The organism is Streptomyces sp. NPDC101151 (assembly GCF_044768335.1).
GTDB lineage: Bacteria > Actinomycetota > Actinomycetes > Streptomycetales > Streptomycetaceae > Streptomyces.
In genome coordinates this window covers 133,338-152,171 of record NZ_JBIWPP010000007.1, presented here as the reverse complement: position 1 = coordinate 152,171, position 18,834 = coordinate 133,338, and the positions used below count along the sequence as shown (strand labels likewise).

The window sequence follows — 18,834 nt, the reverse complement described above, 5'->3', positions numbered from 1 at the left end:
TCCCCCTCGGACCGTTTTTCCCCGAGCGGTCCGCCTCCCGCCAGAAAGATCCCCTCGGCGGCGGCGATCATTCCTTGAGGGGTGTCACTCGAATGAGGGGTCTTGTCCGCAGAGGCAGCATTTTCGAATAGGCATTCGATAGTCTGCGGCGGCAGCACGACGGCGACAACGGCAGTACACCGGTACGAGGCAGGCGGAGCTGGGGGGTGCCAGGCCGATGGCACGGCGTATCGACGTGACGGGAGCGGGCGGGGTGCGCCTGGCTGCCTGGGAGTACGCGGACCCGCCCAAACCGGGGGCCGAGCCCGGCGCCCCGGGCGTGTTGTTACTCCACGGTCTGATGGGCCGCGCCTCGCACTGGGCGTCCACCGCCCGCTGGCTCGCCGAGCGCCACCGCGCCGTCGCGCTCGACCAGCGCGGCCACGGCCAGAGCGACAAGCCCCCGCAGGCCGCCTACACCCGGGAGGCCTACGTCGAGGACGCCGAGGCCGCCCTCGAACAGCTCGGCCTCGCCCCCACCGTCCTCATCGGCCACGCCATGGGCGCCCTGACCGCCTGGCAGCTCGCCGCGAAACGCCCCGACCTGGTGCGCGGCCTGATCATCTGCGACATGCGGGCCTCCGCGCTCGGCGCGACCTCGCAGCGCGAGTGGGCCGCCTGGTTCCGGTCCTGGCCCGTCCCCTTCGCCACCCTCGCCGACGTCCGCAAGTGGTTCGGCGGGGACGATCCCTGGGTGGAGCGTCCGAACCCCTCCCGCGGCGCGTTCTACGCCGAGGTGATGCACGAGTCGGCCGACGGCTGGCGCCCTGTCTTCGAGCCGGAGCAGATGCTCCGGACCCGCGAGAGCTGGGTGTACGACGCCCACTGGGAGGAGCTGGCTCAGGTCGGGTGTCCTGCGCTCGTGGTCCGCGGGCTCGACGGCGAGCTGGGGCGGGCCGAGGCACAGGAGATGGTGCGGGTGCTGCCCCGGGGCGAGTATGCGGAGGTCGCCGAGGCGGGGCACCTTGTTCACTATGACCAGCCGGGGGCTTGGCGGGCGGCGATCGAGCCGTTCCTGGAGGCTGTGCCCGGGGCCTGAGGGCCGTTCGCCTTCCTGCCCGCGCGGTGTCCGTGCGTCGGCGGGTGCGGGGTGCACAGGCGCCGTCAGCCCTTGCTCACCGCTGTCAGGATCTCCGGCAGGCGGACCGCCGTTCGGGGTGCCGCCAGCCGTAGCCCCACCCAGGTGATCCCGGCCCCGTACAAGGCCCCCACCGGCAGCAGCACCCAGCTCCACGCGTCCCCGTCAGCGGTCACGTAGCGCCAGATCGTCAGGGCGATGACGGGGGAGCAGAGCAGCGCGGCCGCGACCATGCCGCCGAAGATCGAGATCCAGGCGAGCCCGGCCTGGCCGGGGGCCACGTTCTTGTGGCCCTCCTGCGGGATGGAGTACGGGAAGCGGGCCGAGGTCCAGGCGCCGGTCGCCAGCATCGCCCCGAGCAGCGCGAGGGACAGTCCCAGCACCTCCGGCAGCCGGGCCCAGGCGCCGAGCAGCGCGGTCGTCAGGACGGTCACGAGGGTGGCGTACGGCAGGGTGATCACCAGCAGGGCCAGCGCCCGCCCGCGCAGCTCGGCGTATGCGTCCCGCGCCGAGGAGATCGTCAGGGCCACCATCCAGAAGGCGGAGGTGTCCTGCCCGAACTGGTTGTACATCTGGATGCCGAGCATGCCGGCGGCGAAGCACGCGAAGTAGATCGACCCGGTGCCCTGCACCGCGTTGAAGACCGGCACGATCAGCCCGATGGCCAGCGAGGTCACCCAGGCGGCCTTGGTCTTCGGGTCGCGCCAGATGTAGCGCAGGGTGCGTTCCATGACCGTGCCCGTGCGCCCGCCCGGCAGCAGCCGCCTCAGGCCGGCGGAGGAGGTGCGGTCCCGCGCCCCGGCATCGAGAGCCTGGACGGTGGACCCGTCGGGCGAGGTCATCAGCCGTGTGAGGTTTCGGCTCCAGAGCGCGATCAGCGCCGCCGACCCGGCCAGCGACACAGCGAGTTGAGCGAGGGCGGTGCCGTACGACCCCTCGCTCGCCGCCCGTACCGCCCCCACGGCCGACGCGGGCGGTACCCAGGACAGCACGTCCGCGACCGGCTGCAGCTGTCCGAGTCCCGCCGAACCCAGGCGCTGGGCACCGAAGTTGACCAGCTGTGCCCCGATGGCGATCACCAGCCCGCTCAGCACGGCCAGATCGCGTCCCTTCCTGCTGGTCAGCAGTCGTACGTTGGCGGCGGCGACGGCCCGCGCGAGCGCCACGCAGACCAGCAGGGAGAGCGGGACGGCGACGAGCGAGAACACGTACCCTGCCGTGCCGTGCGCCACCGACAGTGCGCAGCCCGCCAGCACCAGCAGTGTGAACAGCGGCCCGATGCCGACGAGTGAGGCGGCCAGCAGCGCCCGTACCAGGGGTCGGGGCCGCAGGGGCAGCATCACCAGGCGGGTCGGGTCCAGTGTCTCGTCACCGCTCGGGAAGAACAGCGGCATCACCGCCCAGCCCAGCGCCAGCACGGCCGTACCGGGCACGGCGACCGCTTCGGCGTGTGCGTGCCCGCGCAGCGCCAGCAGGCCCAGCAGCTGCAGCAGTGCGAACAGCAGCGCCACGACGGCCGAGGCGACGAACGCGGCACGCCGGCCCGCCGACTGCCTGAGCCCGTTGCGCAGCAGCGACACCTTCAGCCGTACGACGGTCGAGGTCACGTTCGTCATCGGGCCGCCCCGCCGCCCAGCCAGTCCAGATCGGACCCGGCGTCCAGGCCGCGCGCCCCGACCAGCTCCAGGAAGGCCGCCTGCAAGGTGGAATGTTCCCCGCGCACCTCGGCCAGCGTCCCCGTCGCACGGATGCGCCCCGCCGCCATGACGGCCACCCAGTCGCACAGCGACTCGACCAGCTCCATCACGTGCGAGGAGAACACGACGGTGGCTCCGGAGGCGGTGTACCGCTCCAGCACACCGCGGATCGTCTGTGCGGACACCGGGTCGACGCCCTCGAACGGCTCGTCCAGGAACAGCACTTCGGGATTGTGGAGGAGTGCGGCCGCGAGCCCGATCTTCTTGCGCATGCCGGTCGAGTAGTCCACGACGAGTTTGTGCTGCGCCCCGGCCAGGTCCAGCACGTCCAGCAACTGGGCGGCCCGCTTGTCGACCTCGGCGCCGGGCAGCCCCCGCAGCCGCCCCGAGTACCCCAGCAACTCCCGCCCGGAGAGCCGCTCGAACAATCGCAGCCCCTCGGGCAGCACTCCGATCCGCGCCTTGACGGCCACCGGGTCCTGCCACACGTCGTGCCCGACGACCTCGACGGACCCCTGATCGGGCCGTAGCAACCCGGTCACCATGGACAGCGTGGTGGTCTTCCCGGCCCCGTTGGGCCCGACCAGCCCGATGAACTTCCCGGCGGGCAGATCGAGATCGATCCCGCCCACGGCAACCTGCTGCCCGAATTGCTTCCAGAGTCCCCGCACGCGAACCGCAGCCTCGTTCATGTGTGAACCCTACGGCGACCGCCGTGCCCTCAGGGGGCGGGACCGGGCCCGCTGTGCGGCTCCGCCGCGCGGGTGCACGCTACTTGTCCCTGCCGCAGGCGTAGGCCAGCGGCGAGATCAACTCCTCCGCATCCGGCAGCCATCGATTCGCCGGGGTGGGCCGGCAGGCCCACTGCACGGCACCGCGCGAGCCGAAACGGGTCGGCGGAGCGGCCACGTAACTTCCCTCCCCGAGCGGTACCAGGTCCAGCGAGGCCAGCGACCAGCCGAGCTTGCGGACCAGATCGGGAACCTTCACCGAAGCCCCCGGCAGCACGAAGAACTGCATCCGCCGCGCGGGGGTGAGCGTCACCGGCCCGAGGGTCAGCTCCATCCGCTCCATGCGGGCCAGTGCCAGGAAACCGGCGCTCTCCGGGACGGACAGCGCATCGAACGTACGCCCTGTCGGCAGCAGGATCGACGCCGTCGGCTGCTTCTGCCACATCCGGCGCGCGACGGTCGCACTGCCGGTCGCCTGCGTCGCCCAGTCGGGGCGCGCGGGGTGCGCACCCGGCGCGGGGCAGGAGGCGTCGCCGCACGAGCAGCGCTGCGCCCCGTCGACGGCTTCCAGCCAGGTGCCCGGGAACACGTCCCAGTGCCGCTCCTCGGCGTAGCGTACGGCGGTTTCCAGCAGCGATTCCCCGCGCTGCTGCGGAATCTGAGCGGCTTGTGTGCCGGCGATCGTCTCTTCCACGGTTCACTCAACTCCCGCACCCACCTGGAGTTACGGCCACGGCGCGCGCGGGGGAGGAGCATCGATTCCGCACCTGGGGCGCACGGGTGCACAGGTGGGGGCGCGCAGGAGGAACCCGGGCGTGGGCTGGGTAGCCAGGGATGGGGATGGCATCTGCCTTTACCCCGGCAAACCGCACATGTCACGCATTGACGGTATGTCAGCTGGGCAGTGATCTTCACGACCGGATCCTTCCGGCCGCATCTTCACGCTCCAGGGGTTCGCAGGGGGTAGCACATGGCCGCGAGGCCTCTTGTCGCGAGGCAGCCGAACGAACGGCTGCAGGCTCTCATCCAGGAAGCGGGGTGCTCGAACGCCGGGCTGGCCCGGCGGGTCAACATGTGCGGTGCCGAGCACGGTCTCGACCTGCGCTACGACAAGACGTCCGTGGCCCGCTGGCTGCGCGGTCAGCAGCCGCGGGGCCGGGCCCCGGCGATCATCGCGGAGGCACTCGGACGCAAACTCGGCCGTACGGTCACGATCGACGAGATCGGCATGGCCAACGGCAAGAACCTCGCCTCGGGGGTCGGTCTCCAGTTCTCGCCGACGGTACTGGGGGCCATCGAGCAGGTTTGCGAGCTGTGGCGCAGCGACGTGGGCCGGCGGGACTTCCTGTCCGGCTCGTCCGTCGCCGCCTCCGCGCTGGTCGAGCCCAGCCGCGACTGGCTGATCTCCGCGCCGGACTCCCAGGTGGCCCGGCAGGCGGGCCCGCGCGTGGGCCAGTCCGACGTGGCCGCCGTACGGTCCATGACCCAGGCGCTGGTGGACCTCGACCACCAGTTCGGCAGCGGGCATGTGCGCCCGGTCGTCGTGCACTACCTCAACAGCGTCGTCTCCGGGCTGCTCGCGGGGTCGTACCGCGAGGCGGTCGGCCGCGAGCTGTTCGCGACCGTGGCCCGCTTGACCGAGCTGGCCGGGTACATGGCGGTCGACACCGGGCAGCCCGGCCTGGCCCAGCGGTACTACATCCAGTCCCTGCGCCTGGCGCAGGCGGCCGGCGACCGCGGCTACGGCGGCTACATCCTCGCCGCCTCCATGAGCCACCTCGCCGCGCAGCTCGGGAACCCGCGCGAGATCGCCCAGCTGGCGCGGGCCGCGCAGGAAGGGGCGCGCGGACGGGTGACCCCGCGCGCGGAGGCGATGTTCCACGCGGCCGAGGCGCGCGGGCACGCCCTGCTCGGTGACGTCCGCGCCGCGCAGGCGGCTTCCGGGCGGGCGGTCTCGGCGATGGAGCAGGCGGACGCGGCCTCAGGGGACGACCCGGTGTGGATCGCCCACTTCGACGAGGCCTATCTGGCCGACGAGCTGGCGCACTGCCACCGCGACCTGGGGCAGGCCGAGGCGGCGGCGCGGTGTGCCGAGCAGTCGCTGGCCGGGCACCCCGAGTCCCGGGCCCGGCGCCGTGCCATCGGCTATGCGCTGCTCGCCACGGCCCAGGTGCAGCAGCGCGAGATCGAGCAGGCCTGCAGCACCGGGATGAAGGCGGTGGAACTGCTGGAGAGGCTGCGCTCCAACCGGGGTGCCGAATATCTGGAGGACCTCCAGCAGCGTCTGGAGCCCTTCCGGGACGAAGCGGTCGTACGGGAGTTCGGGGCCCGTCTCGACCTCCAGCAGGCCGCCTGAACACCGGCCCCGCGACGCGTGAACGCACGGGAAACGGCACCCGGATCCGAACGGGCGGCCATGAACAGCGTGCCGCGGGGCCGTTGTGTTACCGCTGTCACAGGGAACAAGATCGCGCCCTGAGCTGCATGGCACCCGGCTCGGGGGACCCGGTAGCGTGGGCCGACGATTCCGAAGGTCCCCCATTCGTAGGAGTCCCGGTGACGCAGAGTGGACAGGGCGATGAGCCCTCGGCGCGGCCCGCGCGCGAAGGCATCGTGCTGCCCTCCGACGGAGGCGAGCCCCTGCTGCCGGGCATGACCGGCGCTCCCGCCTCGGCCGCACCCGCCGGCGGCCAGGCCTGGGGCGGCCCCTGGGGCCCCGGCCGGCAGCAGGCACCCCAGCAGGACCAGGGCTGGCCCCCGGCGCCCGCCCAGCAGTGGGGCACCCCGGACCAGCAGCCCGCCGCCGGCAACGGCCCCGGCCCGCTGCCCCCGGAGGGCGCACCGGCGCAGTCGTACGGCGATCAGGCCTACGGCTCCGGCGGCCAGAACCCGGCGTACGGCTCCGCGGGCCAGGCGCAGGCGTACGGCGGGGCTCAGCAGCCCTCGTACGGCGCCGGGCAGCTCGAGGACGGTGCGGGCGGGCAGCCCGCCTACGGAGCCCCGGCCCCGTACCAGCAGCAGTACCCGGCCGCGTCCCTGCCCCCCGCCACGCCGGACGCGTACCCGGCGCAGAGCGCGCCCCTGCCCCCGGCGGCCGACAACGCGACCGCGTACTTTCCGCCGGTCTCCGCCCCCGCGGCCGAGGGCGCGACCCAGTACATCCCGCCCGTCCCGGCGGCCTCCGCGCCCGAGGGTGCGACCCAGTACCTGCCCCCGGTCCTGCCGGCGGCCCCCGCCGACGAGGGCGCCACGCAGTACATACCGCCCGTGGCGGCCGGTGCGCTGCCGCCCGAGTCCGCCGGGGAGGAGACGCGGTTCCTCGGGCGGGCACAGCAGCCGTCCGCGCCGGCCGCCCACTCCGACGCCGAGGCCACGCAGTACATCCCGCCGTACGCCGGCCAGGCGCAGGGCGGCGACCGGCAGCCGCCGGCCGAGTTCGACAACCTCTTCCGCAGCGGGCCGGCGGGCGCCCAGAGCCCGGCGGGCGCCACCCAGCAGATGCCGCGCATCCGGCCGCAGAACGACTACCCGGGCGCCGCGCAGCCGTCGTACAGCCCGCCCATGGACTCGTACAGCCGGCACCCGGACGACGACGATGACGGCCGGCGCCGGGGCCGCAGCGGCTCCCGGGTGCCGCTGATCGCCGCGATCGGCGTGGGCATCGTCGTCGTAGGCGTCGGCGCCGGTGCGCTGCTCAGCGGCGGTGGCGGGGACAAGGGCAGCGACAACAAGACCGTCGCCGCCTCCGCCCCGGCCACCGATGGCTCCGCCTCGCCCGCCGCCGACCCCGCCGAACAGCAGGCGGTCGCCCTGGACAAGCTGCTCGCCGACAGCGGCAGCAGCCGCGCCTCGGTGATCCAGGCGGTGGCGAACGTCAAGCAGTGCAACAACCTCGGTCAGGCCTCTTCCGACCTGCGGAACGCGGCCAAGCAGCGCGCCGACCTGGTCACCCGGCTCGGCAAGCTGTCCGTCGACAAGCTGCCGAACAACGCCGAGCTGACCGCGGCCCTCACCAAGGCCTGGCAGGCGTCCGCGTCCGCCGACAACCACTACGCGGCCTGGGCCGACCAGGCCGGCAGCGGGAAGGGCTGCAAGAAGGGGCACGCCCGCGTCACCGGCCAGACCCAGGCCGGCAACCGGGAGAGCGGCACCGCCAGCGCGCAGAAGGTGAAGGCGGCCGCGCTGTGGAACTCCGTCGCGCAGAAGTACGGCCTGACCCAGCGCCAGCCCACCCAGCTGTGAGGCGGGCGGGGGCGCTGGGGAGCCGGATCAGTCGATCTCCGCGCTCTCCAGCGTGCTCGTCATGTCGGTGATCCCGTCGATGCCCGAGCCGGCGGTCTTCTTCGCGGCGACAAGCCGGCCGTCCCTGACCACCTGCAGGGTCACGTCGGCGTTGACCAGCCGTGGGAAGCCGACCCCGGCGAGCTTGCCCTCGTAGGGCCAGTGCAGGGTCGGGGTGAGGCCGTCCGTGGACACATGCAGACCGTCGTCGAGGGTGTGCCGCACGCTGTCGGCGCTCATCTCGCCGTCAGCGATCTTCTCCAGGACGGTCTTGAGCACGGTGTAGGCGATCCAGGTGGTCTGCACTCCGGCGTCCGCGGGGTCGATGCGGTTGTCGCCGAAGGCCTCCTCGTTGATGACCTTCTTCATCCGGTCCCAGCGCGCGTCCGACGCCACCGGGTACCAGCTGGTGATGTACGCCCCCTCGTACGGCCCCGACGCCCCGCCCGTCGCGTTGATCACGGACTGGTCGACGCTGCCCAGCACGGTCGCCGTCCGCACCGCGGGGAAGCTGTCACGGGCCCGCCGGAAGGAGTCCATGAAGGTGTCGGTGCGGTCCCCGAGCGCGGGCACCACGCAGCCCTTCTTCGCCACGTCCCGGGTCGCGGACCGCAGCGCCTCATCGGCCTGGGTGCCGTACTCGGTGGCGTTCTCGGCCGCGAGCTGGTCGCCGGCCGCCGCGTGCCCGCCCGCCTTCAGGCCCGAGTCGAGCAGGGTGGGCAGCTGGTCGCCGGCGATGCTGTCGGGGCGGACCAGGGCGATGGGGCCGCAGGTGGCGCTCAGGGCCCTGCCGAGGCCGGCCAGGAGGACCGGCTGGCCACCGTTGACCGGGTACGACATCGGGCCGGTGAACTCCTCGTTGGTGACGCCGTAGCCGCCTATGTAGGGGACTCCCGCGCTCTCCAGCGGGGCGAGGAAGGAGTCGCCGAACTGGCTGTAGGAGCCGACGACCGCGACGACGTCCTCGGCCACCGCCCGCCGGGCGCACTTCGCGGCGCCCACGCTGTCGTTGTGGTCGTTGCAGGTCAGGACTTCGAGTTCGTGGCCGTTGATGCCGCCGTGGGCGTTGATCCACTTCTCGTAGGCGCGGGCCATCGCGGGCATGCCGGGCTTGTTGGTGGCATCGGTCTTCTCGGGCGCCCAGGTCATGACCTTGATCGGGCCATCCCCGGAGCCCCCCGTGGCACCGGGGATGGCCCCGCATCCGGCGGTGAGCGACGCACAGGCTGCCAGCGCGACCGCCGACACGACGGTGGCTCTGACGGGCCGGAAGAAGGGTCGGACGAAGGTGCTGCGGGTGCGTCGCCTGCCGGTCATGGACACGCACGATTCCCTCACACCGCTAACCGGGGAGTGACCCTGAGTCAACGAAAGGTGACATCGAGGTGAATTACGGGGGCCGGTGTGGCTCGTGTGACGAGGAACGTACGATCGATGACCGTGCAAGGTTCGGAGAACTCTTCCCGTCGCGGCCGTCGCTCCTCCACCATGGGCGGCATGCCTCTGAACGACATGCCGTGGTGGCGCTGGCGCAGCAATGTGCGCTCGGCGCTGCACATGCTCTCCGACCAGGCGTTCCAGCGGGACGTCTGGCTGGCCGCAGTGGACGGGTACGGCGACGTCACCGACGCCGTGTACCGACTGGTGGAGGACACCTGGCTGGACAACTGGTCCGCGGAGAAGTACATCGGCACGATATTCCGGGACTCGCAGGAGGCGGCGCTCGTCGACACCGCCGTGCTGCGGGTGCTGCGGATCATGCACCAGGTCGGCCCGGACGCGCCGGTCTCCGCCTATTTCGACCACCACGGGTGGCCGGAGGCGGTGCGAGCGGCCCGGGACGCCCATGTGCGCATGTCGGCCAGTGACGGGGACGACCCGGACACGCCGCCGAAGAGCCTTGAGGTGCTGCGGATCGTCACCCGGTCCGCGTAGCGGACGACAGCGCCTCCGGGCGGTGCGGCCATGAGACCCTGTGGTGCATGAACGAGCAGCCCACCCGAGCCGCGGCCCCCGCCGAACAGTACGTCCTCACCCTCTCCTGCCCGGACAAGCAGGGCATCGTGCACGCCGTGTCGAGCTACCTGTTCATGACCGGCTGCAACATCGAGGACAGCCAGCAGTTCGGCGACCACGACACGGGGCTGTTCTTCATGCGCGTCCACTTCTCGGCGGAGCCTCCGGTGACGGTGGACAAGCTGCGGGCGAGCTTCGCGGCGATCGGTGACTCCTTCCACATGGACTGGCAGATCAACCGGGCCGACGAGAAGATGCGCATCGTCCTCTTGGTCAGCAAGTTCGGCCACTGCCTGAACGACCTCCTCTTCCGCGCCCGGATCGGCGCGCTCCCCGTGGAGATCGCGGCCGTGGTCTCCAACCACACCGAGTTCGAAGAGCTGGTGAGGTCGTACAACGTCCCCTTCCACCACATCCCGGTGACGAGGGAGACCAAGGCGGCCGCCGAGGGGCAGCTGCTGGAGATCGTGCGCGAGGAGAAGATCGAACTGGTCGTCCTCGCCCGCTACATGCAGGTCCTCTCGGACGACCTGTGCAAGCAGCTCAGCGGCCGGATCATCAACATCCACCACTCCTTCCTGCCGAGCTTCAAGGGCGCCAAGCCCTACCACCAGGCGCACGCCCGGGGCGTCAAGCTGATCGGTGCCACGGCCCACTACGTCACCGCCGACCTCGACGAGGGCCCGATCATCGAGCAGGAGGTCGAGCGGGTGGGCCACGACGTGACCCCCGACCAACTGGTCGCCGTCGGACGCGATGTGGAGTGCCAGGCCCTGGCGCGCGCGGTGAAGTGGCACGCGGAGCGCCGGATCCTGCTCAACGGGCGCCGGACCGTGGTGTTCGCCTGAGGGCTGCCGTCTAGGCTTTCGAACATGATCTCGCAGGCTTATCTCTCCGGACTCTTCTCCCTGGACGGCCGGGTCGCGGTGGTGACCGGGGGCAGTTCCGGCATCGGCCGGGGCATCGCCGGGGCACTGGCGCGTGCCGGGGCGAGCGTGGTGGTCGTCGCGCGCAAGGAGGCGGAGCTGGCCGCCACGGTCGACGAGCTGACCGCCGAAGGCTGCCGGGCTGCCTGGGTCAGCGCCGACCTGAGCACCCGCGAGGGCGTGCGCGCGGCGGCCGACGAGGCGGCCGCGGTGTTCGGGGAGCCCGACATCCTGGTCAACAGCGCCGGGGTCAACGTGCGGCCGCCGATGGGCGAGCTGGGCGAGGACGTGTGGGACACCACCATGGCCCTGAACCTGGACGCGCCCTTCCTGCTGGGGCAGAGGTTCGGGCCCGGCATGGCCGAGCGGGGCTACGGCCGGATCATCCACCTCACCTCCCAGCAGGCGCACCGGGCCTTTGTGCAGAGCGGCGCCTACGGTGTCTCCAAGGGCGCGTTGGAATCACTGGCCCGCTCCCAGGCCGAGGCCTGGTCGCCGTACGGCGTCACCTGCAACACCCTCGTGCCGGGCTTCGTGATGACGCCGCTCAACGCACGGCTGTCGTCCGATCCCGAGAAGGTGGCGGCGCTGGCCGCCCGCACGCTGGTCGGCCGCAACGGGCTGGCCGAGGACTTCGCGGGCGCGGCGGTGTTCCTCGCCGGCGCCGCCTCCGGCTATGTCACCGGGCAGTCGATCTTCGTGGACGGCGGGTTCTCCGTCCACTGAGCCGCTGCCGGGAGCGGGGCTCACATCCGGCTGAGCCCCGCCGCGGCGAACAGCACGTCTCTGATGGCCACCCGGTCGCCCACCTGTCCCGCCGCCGCCTCCTCCGGTGGCACATGGCCGGCGGCCAGACGGCAGAACTCCACGCCGTCCAGGGCGACATGGGCCACCTCGAACTCTGCGGAGCCCACCGCCGCGGGGGAGTCCAGCGGGATCAGCCATTCGCCGCCGGCCGCGCCCTCGATCTCCAGACGCAGGCTGCGCCCCGGCGACCCCGCCGGGACGAGGTGCGGGGTCTGGCCCGGTGCGGACAGCCCCGCACGGCGCCGCTCGGCCAGGGCGGCCGGGAGCATCCGGGCCGCGAGGTCGATCATCTTGTTCAAGTGGCGTGGTGCGGGCGGCTCGTACGGGTAGTCGACCGCCTCCGCGATGTCCTCCGCGTGCACCCAGCACTCGAAGGCCCGGTCCAGCATCGCATCGTGCAGGGGCAGTTCGAAGCCGCCGTACGGCACCGTGAGCCCGCCGGCGGTGCTGCCCGTGAAGGACACCGTCCGTACGAGGTTGTGGCTCTGCTCCCGCCACGGCCCCCGCACCGACCGCGTCGGCGGGAAGTGGGAGGTCCGCCAGTACGCCTCGGTGCGCCCGGCCGGGCCCGCCGGGGCCTGGCCGGCCTGCTCGCCCTGGGCGAGGACCTCCGTCAGCGGGTCGTCCAGACCGAGCGCCATCGCGACCAGTCCGTCCACCGACAGCAGATGCGCGATCACCCCGGCCACGGTGGTACGACGGCTCGTCGGCGCGTCGCCCTCGAACCACCGCAGCCGCACCGGCGCATGCCACTCGGCGTCCCCGAAGTCCTGCAGCAGGGCGTCCAGCCGCGCCGTCTCGGCGTCGTACGGCGCCGCCCATCCGGGCACCGGGATGCGCGGCGGCCGGCGGTCCAGACAGCCCTCCAGGACGCGGGTGCGCAGCGCGGGGTCCAGGTCGAGGGTCTCGGGCTGGTGCAGCAGACCGACCGCCGCGCGCAGCCGCAGTGCCTCGTCCGCGCAGGAACCGCAGCTGCCGAGGTGGTCCTCCACGGCCGCCGTCTCGGCCGCCGAGCAGGCGGTCAGGGCCCAGGCGCCGAGGAGCGACTTCAGGACATCGTGCGACAGGTCGAGCGGCACGGGCGCGAGGTCCCCCAGGTCGGCGAGGTCGGGCAGTGGCAGCCCGCTGTCCTCGACGGAGGCGCGGGGCAGCGGTATCCGGGGCGTCCGGTCGGGTCCGGGGCCGCCGGCACCGGGCGGCACCTCACCGGACCCGGCACCGGAGCCCGCTCCCCGGGTGCCCCCACAGGCGCGTCGCTCCTCGTCGTCGCGGCCGTCGTGCGCCTCGAAACCGCCGTTCCCGCTCACACCGCACCCCCGTATCCCGGTGGTGTGCCGACGTCATGGGCGGTGGAGAGCAGTTGCAGGCCGAGGCGGAGCCGGCGGCGGGCCTCGTCCTCCGTGACGCCGAGGTCGGCGGCGGTCTGGCGGTAGTCGCGGCGCTGGAAATAGGCCAGTTCCAGCGCGGCGCGCAGCGGGGCGGGCATGGAGTGGACGATGTAGTCGGCACGGGCGGCGACCGAGGCGTGGCGCACCTTGCTCTCCAGGGTCTCCAGCTCCTCGCCGGCCAGGCTCTGCGGCTCCTCGCCGGGGCCGCTCCCGCCCCGGGTGAGCGCGGCGGTCTCGGTGGCGCGCAGCCGCTGCACGGCGAGCCGGTGGGTCACCTCGGCGACCCAGGAGCGCAGCGGACCCTGCTTGGGGTCGTAGGTCTCGGGGTGTTCCCAGACGTGGGCGAAGACCTCGCGGGTGAGGCCGTCGGCGCCCCGCTCGTCGCCGAGGACGCGGTGGGCGAGACTGTGCACCAGCGAGGCGAACCGGTCGTAGAACTCGCCGAGCGCGGCGGCCTCGCCGCGCGCGAGCCGCTGCTGCATCTTGCGGTCCCAACGGGGCGGTACGTCCTTCTGCGCCATGCTGCCCCTCCCCTCGCCCTGGTCCGGCCCGTCCAGCCTCTCTGCACCGTCATCCCGAATGTAGTCGGCACGTCTGACGGCGCACGCCCCTTTGTGTCAATGAGCGCCCCCGAGGCACCGCAGGTGATAGTGCCCTCTTCACACGATCTTCACGCGAGTTGTGTCCATCTCCGATCGAACAGGATCGATAGTGACTGAAACAAGCCCCTTGCCGATCGTGTGCGGTTTGTTCCCCGAAGTTTCAGGGAACGGCCGCTGGGCAGCCGCGCGGAATGAAACGTAGGAACTGCTTCCGTTTCCGGGCGGTTCCGGGAGATCCGGCGAGCGGAGGGGCGTGGCCGTGGGATTCAAGGTGACCGGCGTCGAACAAGGCGAGTGGGCCGTGCTCCGGGTGTCCGGGGAACTGGACCTGATCACCTCGCCGGTGTTGCGCCAGCGCGTGCACGACGTGGTCGCGGAGGGCCACCACAGTCTGATCCTCGACCTCTCCGACGTGTTCTTCTGCGACTCCAGCGGGGTCGGCGTCCTGGTCGCCGCCCGTCGGCTGATCCGCTCCTGCCAGGGCCGGCTGCGGCTGATCCTGCCGGACCGGGGCGCGGACGACGGCTCGCACGTCAACCGGGTCCTCGGCGCGCTCGGCGTCCGCCGTCTCTTCGACGTCCGCCCCGATGTCGAGTCCGCCACCGCCGACGAAGCGGGTCCCCTCTCGGCCTGAGGCACCTTCCCGGGCTGTCGGCACAAGGTTGTCGCAGAATTCCCCCGGTCTTGGCACAACCGCCGCTTTCCCGCCACATCACCGCCGCCCGCGACGTACGCTCCCTGCCAGATCAACCCCCACGTCAACGTAAGGCGGCCCGAACAGACATGGTCAGCACCGAGTACGAGCGCAGGATCGCCGCCCGGTTCGCCACCTTCGACCAGGACGGCAACGGCTACATCGACCGCGAGGACTTCAACGCGGCGGCCAAGGCGCTGCTCGCCGAGTTCACCGTGCCCGCCCGCTCCGACAAGGGCCAGGCGCTGTACGCCGGCGCGGAGGCCTTCTGGCAGGGCATGGCGGGGATCGCGGACCGGGACGGCGACCAGCGCATCACCCGTGAGGAATTCGTCACCGGCGCGGTCAAGCGCCTGCGCGACAACCCTGACCGCTTCGCCGAGATCGCCCGCCCCTTCCTGCACGCGGCGCTGGCCGTGGCCGATCCGGACGCGGACGGCCACGCCACCCTCACCGACACGGTCCGCGTGCTGCGCGTCTTCCACGTGCCGGAGGGCACCGCCAGGGCGACCGCCACCGCGCTCGACAGCGACGGCGACGGCAGGATCAGCGAGGCGGAGATCGTGCCGGCGTTCGCGCGGTACTTCACGGTTCCCGAGTAGCGGCCGGTGGCCCGGAGAACCGCTCCCGCAGCTGGTACTTCAGCACCTTCCGCAGGGTCTCGTTCCGTGGAAGGGCGTCCACCACCTCCAGCCGCTCGGGCAGCTTGTGGACGGACAGCCCTTCCGCCCGCAGGTACGTGACGATCTCCGTCAGCGTCAACCCGGCTGCCCCCGACGGCTGTTCGATCACCGCGCAGACCAGCTCCCCGCGCTCCCTGTCCGGCAGGCCGATCACCGCCACGTCCCCGACCGCCGGGTGCGCGGCGAGCAGATCCTCGATCTCCTTGGCCGAGATGTTCTCGCCCTTGCGGATGATCACGTCCTTCAGCCGCCCGGTGAGCACGAGGTGTCCGGAGTCGGTCACGCGCCCGAGGTCCCCCGTGCGCAGGAAGCCCTCCCCGTCGAAGGCCGCGGCTGTCTGGCCGGGGTCCAGATAGCCCTGGCACACCGCCTCCCCGCGCAGCCGTACCTCGCCGTCGACGATCCGTATCTCCATCCCCTCCGGCGGGCGCCCCTCGGTCGTCGCGAGGTGTTCCGGCGAGTCCCGCGGGTCCCCCATGGTGATCATCGGCACCTCGGTCATGCCGTAGCCGTGGGTGAGCTGGACGCCCATCTCGCGTACGACGGCGTGGTAGACCTCGGGGGGCTTGGGAGCCCCGCCTCCGGCGAGCAGCCGCAGGGAGGGGATCACCTTCGCCCCCGGCCGCTTGCGCTGCTCGGCCAGGAACATCGAGTAGAACGCCGTCGACCCGCCGGCCACCGTCACGCCGTGCCGCCGGTAGCCCTCCAGCGCGTCCGGCAGTGCGAACTGCTCGAACATCACCGCCGGGAAGCCGTAGAGAAGGAGCATGACCGTGTAGTCGGGTCCGGCTATGTGCGCGTACGGGAACGCCATCGAGCCCACGTCCTCGGGCGTCAGACGCAGTGCGTGGGCGAGGCAGGAGCCGCCCGCGATCAGGGAGCGGTCGGTGTGCAGGACGCCCTTGGGGGCGGAGGTCGTTCCCGAGGTCCAGTAGATCCAGCGCACCGACGTGCCGTCCGTGGGGGGTGCGGGGAGGGCGGACGGATCGCCCTCGGGCAGGTCGTCGTACGCCTCGAAGACGCCCTTCGCGCCGAGCCGCCGGGCCATCTCCGTGTGGTCGTGGCCGCGCCAGACGCCCGGTACGGCGAAGAACTCGGCCTTGGACTCGCGCAGCGCGAAGCCGACCTCCCGGTCCCGGTAGAACGGGATGACCGGGGACTGCACGGCGCCCAGCCGGGCCAGCGCGAAGGACAGCAGGGCCGTTTCGATGCGCGTGGGCAGCTGCCAGGCCACCACCGTGCCGGGGCGCACCCCCATGGCGTGCAGGCCGGCCGCGACCCGCTCGGCCCGTGCACGCAGTTCGCCGAAGGTCAGCCGGCGGTCGTCCTGGAGCAGGACGGGACGGTCCGGGGTGAGGCGGGCCCTGCGGTCCACCAGCTCCCACAGGGTGCGCGAGGCGCCCAGGGCGTGTGCGGTGTCGTTCACTTCGACCCCCTGCATAGCTGACAGTGCGTCAGATTTGCAGCAGAGCGTAGAGCCGTGCGCCTTGTCGGTCCAGGGGTCGCGGGCTAGCCTGCTGGGGACGGTAAATCTGACGGTCCATCAGATAAGTAGGTGGGGGACCATGACCGAACTGCCCCGCGTCATCAGCGTCGACGACCATGTGATCGAGCCCGCCCACCTCTTCGAGACCTGGCTGCCGGCCAAGTACCGGGACCGCGGGCCCAAGCCGCTGACCGCCGGGATCGGGGAGCTGGCGTACATCGGCGGGAAGTACCAGATCACCATGGATCCGGACGGCCAGCCGACGGACTGGTGGATCTACGAGGATCTGAAGTTCCCGTACAAGCGCAACATCGCCGCCGTCGGCTTCGACCGGGACGAGATGACCCTGGAGGGGATCACCCGGGAGCAGATGCGGCGCGGGTGCTGGGACCCGAAGGCGCGGCTGGCCGACATGGATCTCAACCACGTCGAGGCCAGCCTCTGCTTCCCGACCTTCCCGCGCTTTTGCGGTCAGACCTTCGCCGAGGCGCACGACAAGGAGGTCGCGCTCGCGTGCGTGCGCGCCTACAACGACTGGATGGTGGAGGAGTGGTGCGGCGACAGCGGGGGGCGTCTGATCCCGCTGTGCCTGATTCCGCTGTGGGACGTGGAGTCGGCCGTCGCCGAGATCCGGCGGAACGCGGCGCGCGGGGTGCGGGCGGTGACCTTCTCGGAGATCCCCACCTATCTCGGGCTGCCCTCCATCCACTCCGGGTACTGGGACCCGTTCTTCGCGGTCTGCCAGGAGACGGGGACCGTCGTCAACATGCACATCGGCAGCAGCTCGCAGATGCCCGCCGCCTCCCCGGACGCGCCGCCCGCCGTCCAGGCCTCGCTCAGCTTCAACAACGCGATGGCCTCGATGATGGACTACCTCTTCAGCGGGGTGCTGGTGAAGTTCCCCACCCTCAAACTCGCCTACTCCGAAGGGCAGATGGGCTGGATCCCGTATGCCCTGGAGCGCGCCGACGACGTGTGGGAGGAGCACCGCGCCTGGGGCGGGGTGCGGGACCTGATCCCGGAACCGCCGTCGACGTACTACTACCGGCAGATGTTCTGCTGCTTCTTCCGTGACAAGCACGGGGTCGCCTCGATCGACGTCGTGGGCCGCGACAACGCCACCTTCGAGACCGACTACCCGCACGTCGACTCGACCTTCCCGCACACCAAGGAGGTCGCCCTCGACCACGTGAAGGGTCTCGACGACGAGACCGTCTACAAACTGATGCGGGGCAACGCCATCCGCATGCTGGGCCTGGACTTCGACACGTAATGGACCTCTCGTACACACCGGAGGAAGAAGAGTTCCGGGCCCGGCTGCGGGACTGGCTCACCAAGGCCCTGCCCACCCTGCCCGCCAAGCCGTCCCCGGACGACTGGCCGGGTCGGCGCGCCCACGACCTCGGCTGGCAGCGGATGCTGTACGACGCCGGGTACGCCGACGTCCACTGGGACGCCTCCCCGACCGTGCGGCTGATCTTCCTGGAGGAGACCGAGAAGGCGGGCGCGCCCTACGTCGGAGCCAACTTCGTCGGGCTGCTGCACGCCGGACCCACCATCGCCGCCGAGGGGACCGCCGCGCAACGGGCGCGCTGGCTGCCACCGATCCTGCGCGGGGACGAGGTGTGGTGCCAGGGTTTCAGCGAGCCGGACGCCGGATCCGACCTCGCCGCGCTGCGCACGCGCGCGTGGCGGGACGGCGACGACTACGTGGTGAGCGGATCCAAGATCTGGACCTCCCACGCCGAGGTCGCCGACTGGTGCGAGCTGCTGGTCCGCACGGACCCGGGGGCACCCAAGCACAAGGGCATCACCTGGCTGGCCATGCCCATGGACGCCGACGGCATCACCGTACGGCCGCTGCGCACGCTCGCCGGGTCGGCCGAGTTCGCCGAGGTGTTCCTGGACGAGGTCCGGGTGCCGGCCGCGAACCGGGTCGGGGCGGAGAACGACGGCTGGCGCGTGACCATGGTGACGCTCTCCTTCGAGCGCGGCACGGCCTTCGTCGGCGAGGTCGTCGCCTGCCGCCGGGTGCTGGGCGAACTCGCCCGCACCGCACGGGAGAACGGCCGCTGGGACGATCCGGTGTTGCGCCGCAGGCTCGGGCTGCTCAACGCCGAGTTCCGGGCGCTGTGGCGGCTGACCCAGTGGAACGTGAGCGAGGCGGAGGCGAGCGGCGGGGTGCCGGGCGTCGGCGGCTCGGTCTTCAAACTGAGGTACTCGCACGCCCGTCAGGAGCTGTACGACACCGCCGCCGAGGTACTCGGCCCGGACAGCCTCGACCTGGACCGGCCCTGGGTCCTCGACCGGCTCTCCTCGCTGTCGTACACCATCGCCGCGGGCACCTCGCAGATCCAGCGCAACATCGTCGCCGAGCGCATCCTCGGCCTGCCGAAGGGACGGTGA

General features: G+C 71.9%; 17 protein-coding genes. 10 read left to right on the top strand and 7 right to left on the bottom strand.

What is annotated here, in order from left to right:
- Window positions 1-217: 217 nt before the first annotated feature.
- Window positions 218-1,078, top strand: coding sequence for an alpha/beta fold hydrolase (locus tag ACIRU3_RS15905; protein ID WP_404056516.1), 861 nt, complete (start codon window positions 218-220; stop codon window positions 1,076-1,078).
- 65 nt (window positions 1,079-1,143) lie between these two features.
- On the opposite strand, the gene ACIRU3_RS15900 is transcribed toward ACIRU3_RS15905, so the two are convergent.
- From ACIRU3_RS15900 to ACIRU3_RS15890, 3 genes are all read right to left on the bottom strand, one after another.
- Entirely contained in the window at window positions 1,144-2,733 is a 1,590-nt protein-coding gene (locus ACIRU3_RS15900) for a transporter (protein WP_404056514.1), read from the bottom strand.
- Window positions 2,730-3,506, bottom strand: coding sequence for an ABC transporter ATP-binding protein (locus tag ACIRU3_RS15895; protein ID WP_404056512.1), 777 nt, complete (start codon window positions 3,504-3,506; stop codon window positions 2,730-2,732). Before ACIRU3_RS15895 ends, ACIRU3_RS15900 begins: the two co-directional genes overlap by 4 nt.
- A 79-nt stretch (window positions 3,507-3,585) precedes the next feature.
- Window positions 3,586-4,239 carry a bifunctional DNA primase/polymerase gene (locus ACIRU3_RS15890; protein ID WP_404056510.1) on the bottom strand — a complete coding sequence of 218 codons (654 nt, stop codon included), beginning with the start codon at window positions 4,237-4,239 and terminating at the stop codon, window positions 3,586-3,588.
- A 276-nt stretch (window positions 4,240-4,515) separates the two neighbouring features.
- On the opposite strand from ACIRU3_RS15890, the gene ACIRU3_RS15885 reads away from it, so the two are divergent.
- A complete protein-coding gene (locus tag ACIRU3_RS15885) occupies window positions 4,516-5,901 on the top strand; it encodes a transcriptional regulator (protein WP_404056508.1) in 1,386 nt (461 codons plus the stop codon).
- Window positions 5,902-6,101: 200 nt separating this feature from the next.
- On the top strand, window positions 6,102-7,787 hold the full coding sequence (locus tag ACIRU3_RS15880) for a hypothetical protein (RefSeq protein ID WP_404056506.1): 1,686 nt from the start codon (window positions 6,102-6,104) through the stop codon (window positions 7,785-7,787).
- Between the two features lie 27 nt (window positions 7,788-7,814).
- Here ACIRU3_RS15880 and ACIRU3_RS15875 read toward each other — a convergent pair whose 3' ends face one another.
- Window positions 7,815-9,143, bottom strand: a complete 1,329-nt coding sequence (locus ACIRU3_RS15875) for an ABC transporter substrate-binding protein (protein ID WP_404056504.1) — start codon at window positions 9,141-9,143, stop codon at window positions 7,815-7,817.
- Window positions 9,144-9,260: 117 nt separating this feature from the next.
- Between ACIRU3_RS15875 and ACIRU3_RS15870 the strand changes: the two genes are divergently transcribed.
- From ACIRU3_RS15870 to ACIRU3_RS15860, 3 genes are read left to right on the top strand one after another with little or no spacing between them, the layout of a single operon-like run.
- A complete protein-coding gene (locus ACIRU3_RS15870; RefSeq protein ID WP_404056502.1) occupies window positions 9,261-9,761 on the top strand; it encodes a hypothetical protein in 501 nt (166 codons plus the stop codon).
- Between the two features lie 47 nt (window positions 9,762-9,808).
- Complete coding sequence (gene purU / locus ACIRU3_RS15865; protein ID WP_404056500.1) at window positions 9,809-10,690, top strand: formyltetrahydrofolate deformylase; 882 nt, start codon at window positions 9,809-9,811, stop codon at window positions 10,688-10,690.
- Between the two features lie 24 nt (window positions 10,691-10,714).
- Window positions 10,715-11,494, top strand: a complete 780-nt coding sequence (locus tag ACIRU3_RS15860; RefSeq protein ID WP_404056498.1) for an SDR family NAD(P)-dependent oxidoreductase — start codon at window positions 10,715-10,717, stop codon at window positions 11,492-11,494.
- 20 nt (window positions 11,495-11,514) lie between these two features.
- Here the strand turns inward: ACIRU3_RS15860 and ACIRU3_RS15855 are convergent, their stop codons facing one another.
- Together ACIRU3_RS15855 and ACIRU3_RS15850 are read right to left on the bottom strand one after the other, a co-directional pair.
- Window positions 11,515-12,882 carry a zf-HC2 domain-containing protein gene (locus tag ACIRU3_RS15855; protein ID WP_404056496.1) on the bottom strand — a complete coding sequence of 456 codons (1,368 nt, stop codon included), beginning with the start codon at window positions 12,880-12,882 and terminating at the stop codon, window positions 11,515-11,517.
- Window positions 12,879-13,484 (bottom strand): sigma-70 family RNA polymerase sigma factor, encoded by a 606-nt coding sequence (locus ACIRU3_RS15850; RefSeq protein ID WP_404056494.1) that lies wholly within the window; start codon window positions 13,482-13,484, stop codon window positions 12,879-12,881. Before ACIRU3_RS15850 ends, ACIRU3_RS15855 begins: the two co-directional genes overlap by 4 nt.
- A gap of 334 nt (window positions 13,485-13,818) precedes the next feature.
- Here ACIRU3_RS15850 and ACIRU3_RS15845 point away from each other — a divergent pair, with 334 nt between their 5' ends.
- Both ACIRU3_RS15845 and ACIRU3_RS15840 read left to right on the top strand, forming a co-directional pair.
- Window positions 13,819-14,199: an STAS domain-containing protein gene (locus tag ACIRU3_RS15845; RefSeq protein ID WP_404056492.1), complete on the top strand. Its 381-nt coding sequence runs from the start codon at window positions 13,819-13,821 to the stop codon at window positions 14,197-14,199.
- A 149-nt stretch (window positions 14,200-14,348) separates the two neighbouring features.
- Complete coding sequence (locus ACIRU3_RS15840; RefSeq protein ID WP_404056490.1) at window positions 14,349-14,861, top strand: EF-hand domain-containing protein; 513 nt, start codon at window positions 14,349-14,351, stop codon at window positions 14,859-14,861.
- Here the strand turns inward: ACIRU3_RS15840 and ACIRU3_RS15835 are convergent.
- Window positions 14,845-16,368, bottom strand: a complete 1,524-nt coding sequence (locus tag ACIRU3_RS15835; protein ID WP_404056488.1) for a class I adenylate-forming enzyme family protein — start codon at window positions 16,366-16,368, stop codon at window positions 14,845-14,847. The genes ACIRU3_RS15840 and ACIRU3_RS15835 overlap by 17 nt on opposite strands.
- 139 nt (window positions 16,369-16,507) lie before the next feature.
- Here ACIRU3_RS15835 and ACIRU3_RS15830 point away from each other — a divergent pair, with 139 nt between their 5' ends.
- Complete coding sequence (locus tag ACIRU3_RS15830) at window positions 16,508-17,701, top strand: amidohydrolase family protein (RefSeq protein ID WP_404056486.1); 1,194 nt, start codon at window positions 16,508-16,510, stop codon at window positions 17,699-17,701.
- The gene (locus ACIRU3_RS15825) at window positions 17,701-18,834 is read left to right on the top strand and encodes an acyl-CoA dehydrogenase family protein (RefSeq protein WP_404056484.1); all 1,134 of its coding nucleotides are present in this window, start codon (window positions 17,701-17,703) and stop codon (window positions 18,832-18,834) included. Before ACIRU3_RS15830 ends, ACIRU3_RS15825 begins: the two co-directional genes overlap by 1 nt.

Coding starts and splice junctions, on each gene's coding strand:
- ACIRU3_RS15905 (WP_404056516.1), top strand. CDS start 218: ATGGCACGGCGTATCGACGTGACGGGAGCGGGCGGGGTGCGCCTGGCT.
- ACIRU3_RS15900 (WP_404056514.1), bottom strand. CDS start 2,733: ATGACGAACGTGACCTCGACCGTCGTACGGCTGAAGGTGTCGCTGCTG.
- ACIRU3_RS15895 (WP_404056512.1), bottom strand. CDS start 3,506: ATGAACGAGGCTGCGGTTCGCGTGCGGGGACTCTGGAAGCAATTCGGG.
- ACIRU3_RS15885 (WP_404056508.1), top strand. CDS start 4,516: ATGGCCGCGAGGCCTCTTGTCGCGAGGCAGCCGAACGAACGGCTGCAG.
- ACIRU3_RS15875 (WP_404056504.1), bottom strand. CDS start 9,143: ATGACCGGCAGGCGACGCACCCGCAGCACCTTCGTCCGACCCTTCTTC.
- ACIRU3_RS15870 (WP_404056502.1), top strand. CDS start 9,261: ATGACCGTGCAAGGTTCGGAGAACTCTTCCCGTCGCGGCCGTCGCTCC.
- purU (WP_404056500.1), top strand. CDS start 9,809: ATGAACGAGCAGCCCACCCGAGCCGCGGCCCCCGCCGAACAGTACGTC.
- ACIRU3_RS15860 (WP_404056498.1), top strand. CDS start 10,715: ATGATCTCGCAGGCTTATCTCTCCGGACTCTTCTCCCTGGACGGCCGG.
- ACIRU3_RS15850 (WP_404056494.1), bottom strand. CDS start 13,484: ATGGCGCAGAAGGACGTACCGCCCCGTTGGGACCGCAAGATGCAGCAG.
- ACIRU3_RS15840 (WP_404056490.1), top strand. CDS start 14,349: ATGGTCAGCACCGAGTACGAGCGCAGGATCGCCGCCCGGTTCGCCACC.
- ACIRU3_RS15830 (WP_404056486.1), top strand. CDS start 16,508: ATGACCGAACTGCCCCGCGTCATCAGCGTCGACGACCATGTGATCGAG.
- ACIRU3_RS15825 (WP_404056484.1), top strand. CDS start 17,701: ATGGACCTCTCGTACACACCGGAGGAAGAAGAGTTCCGGGCCCGGCTG.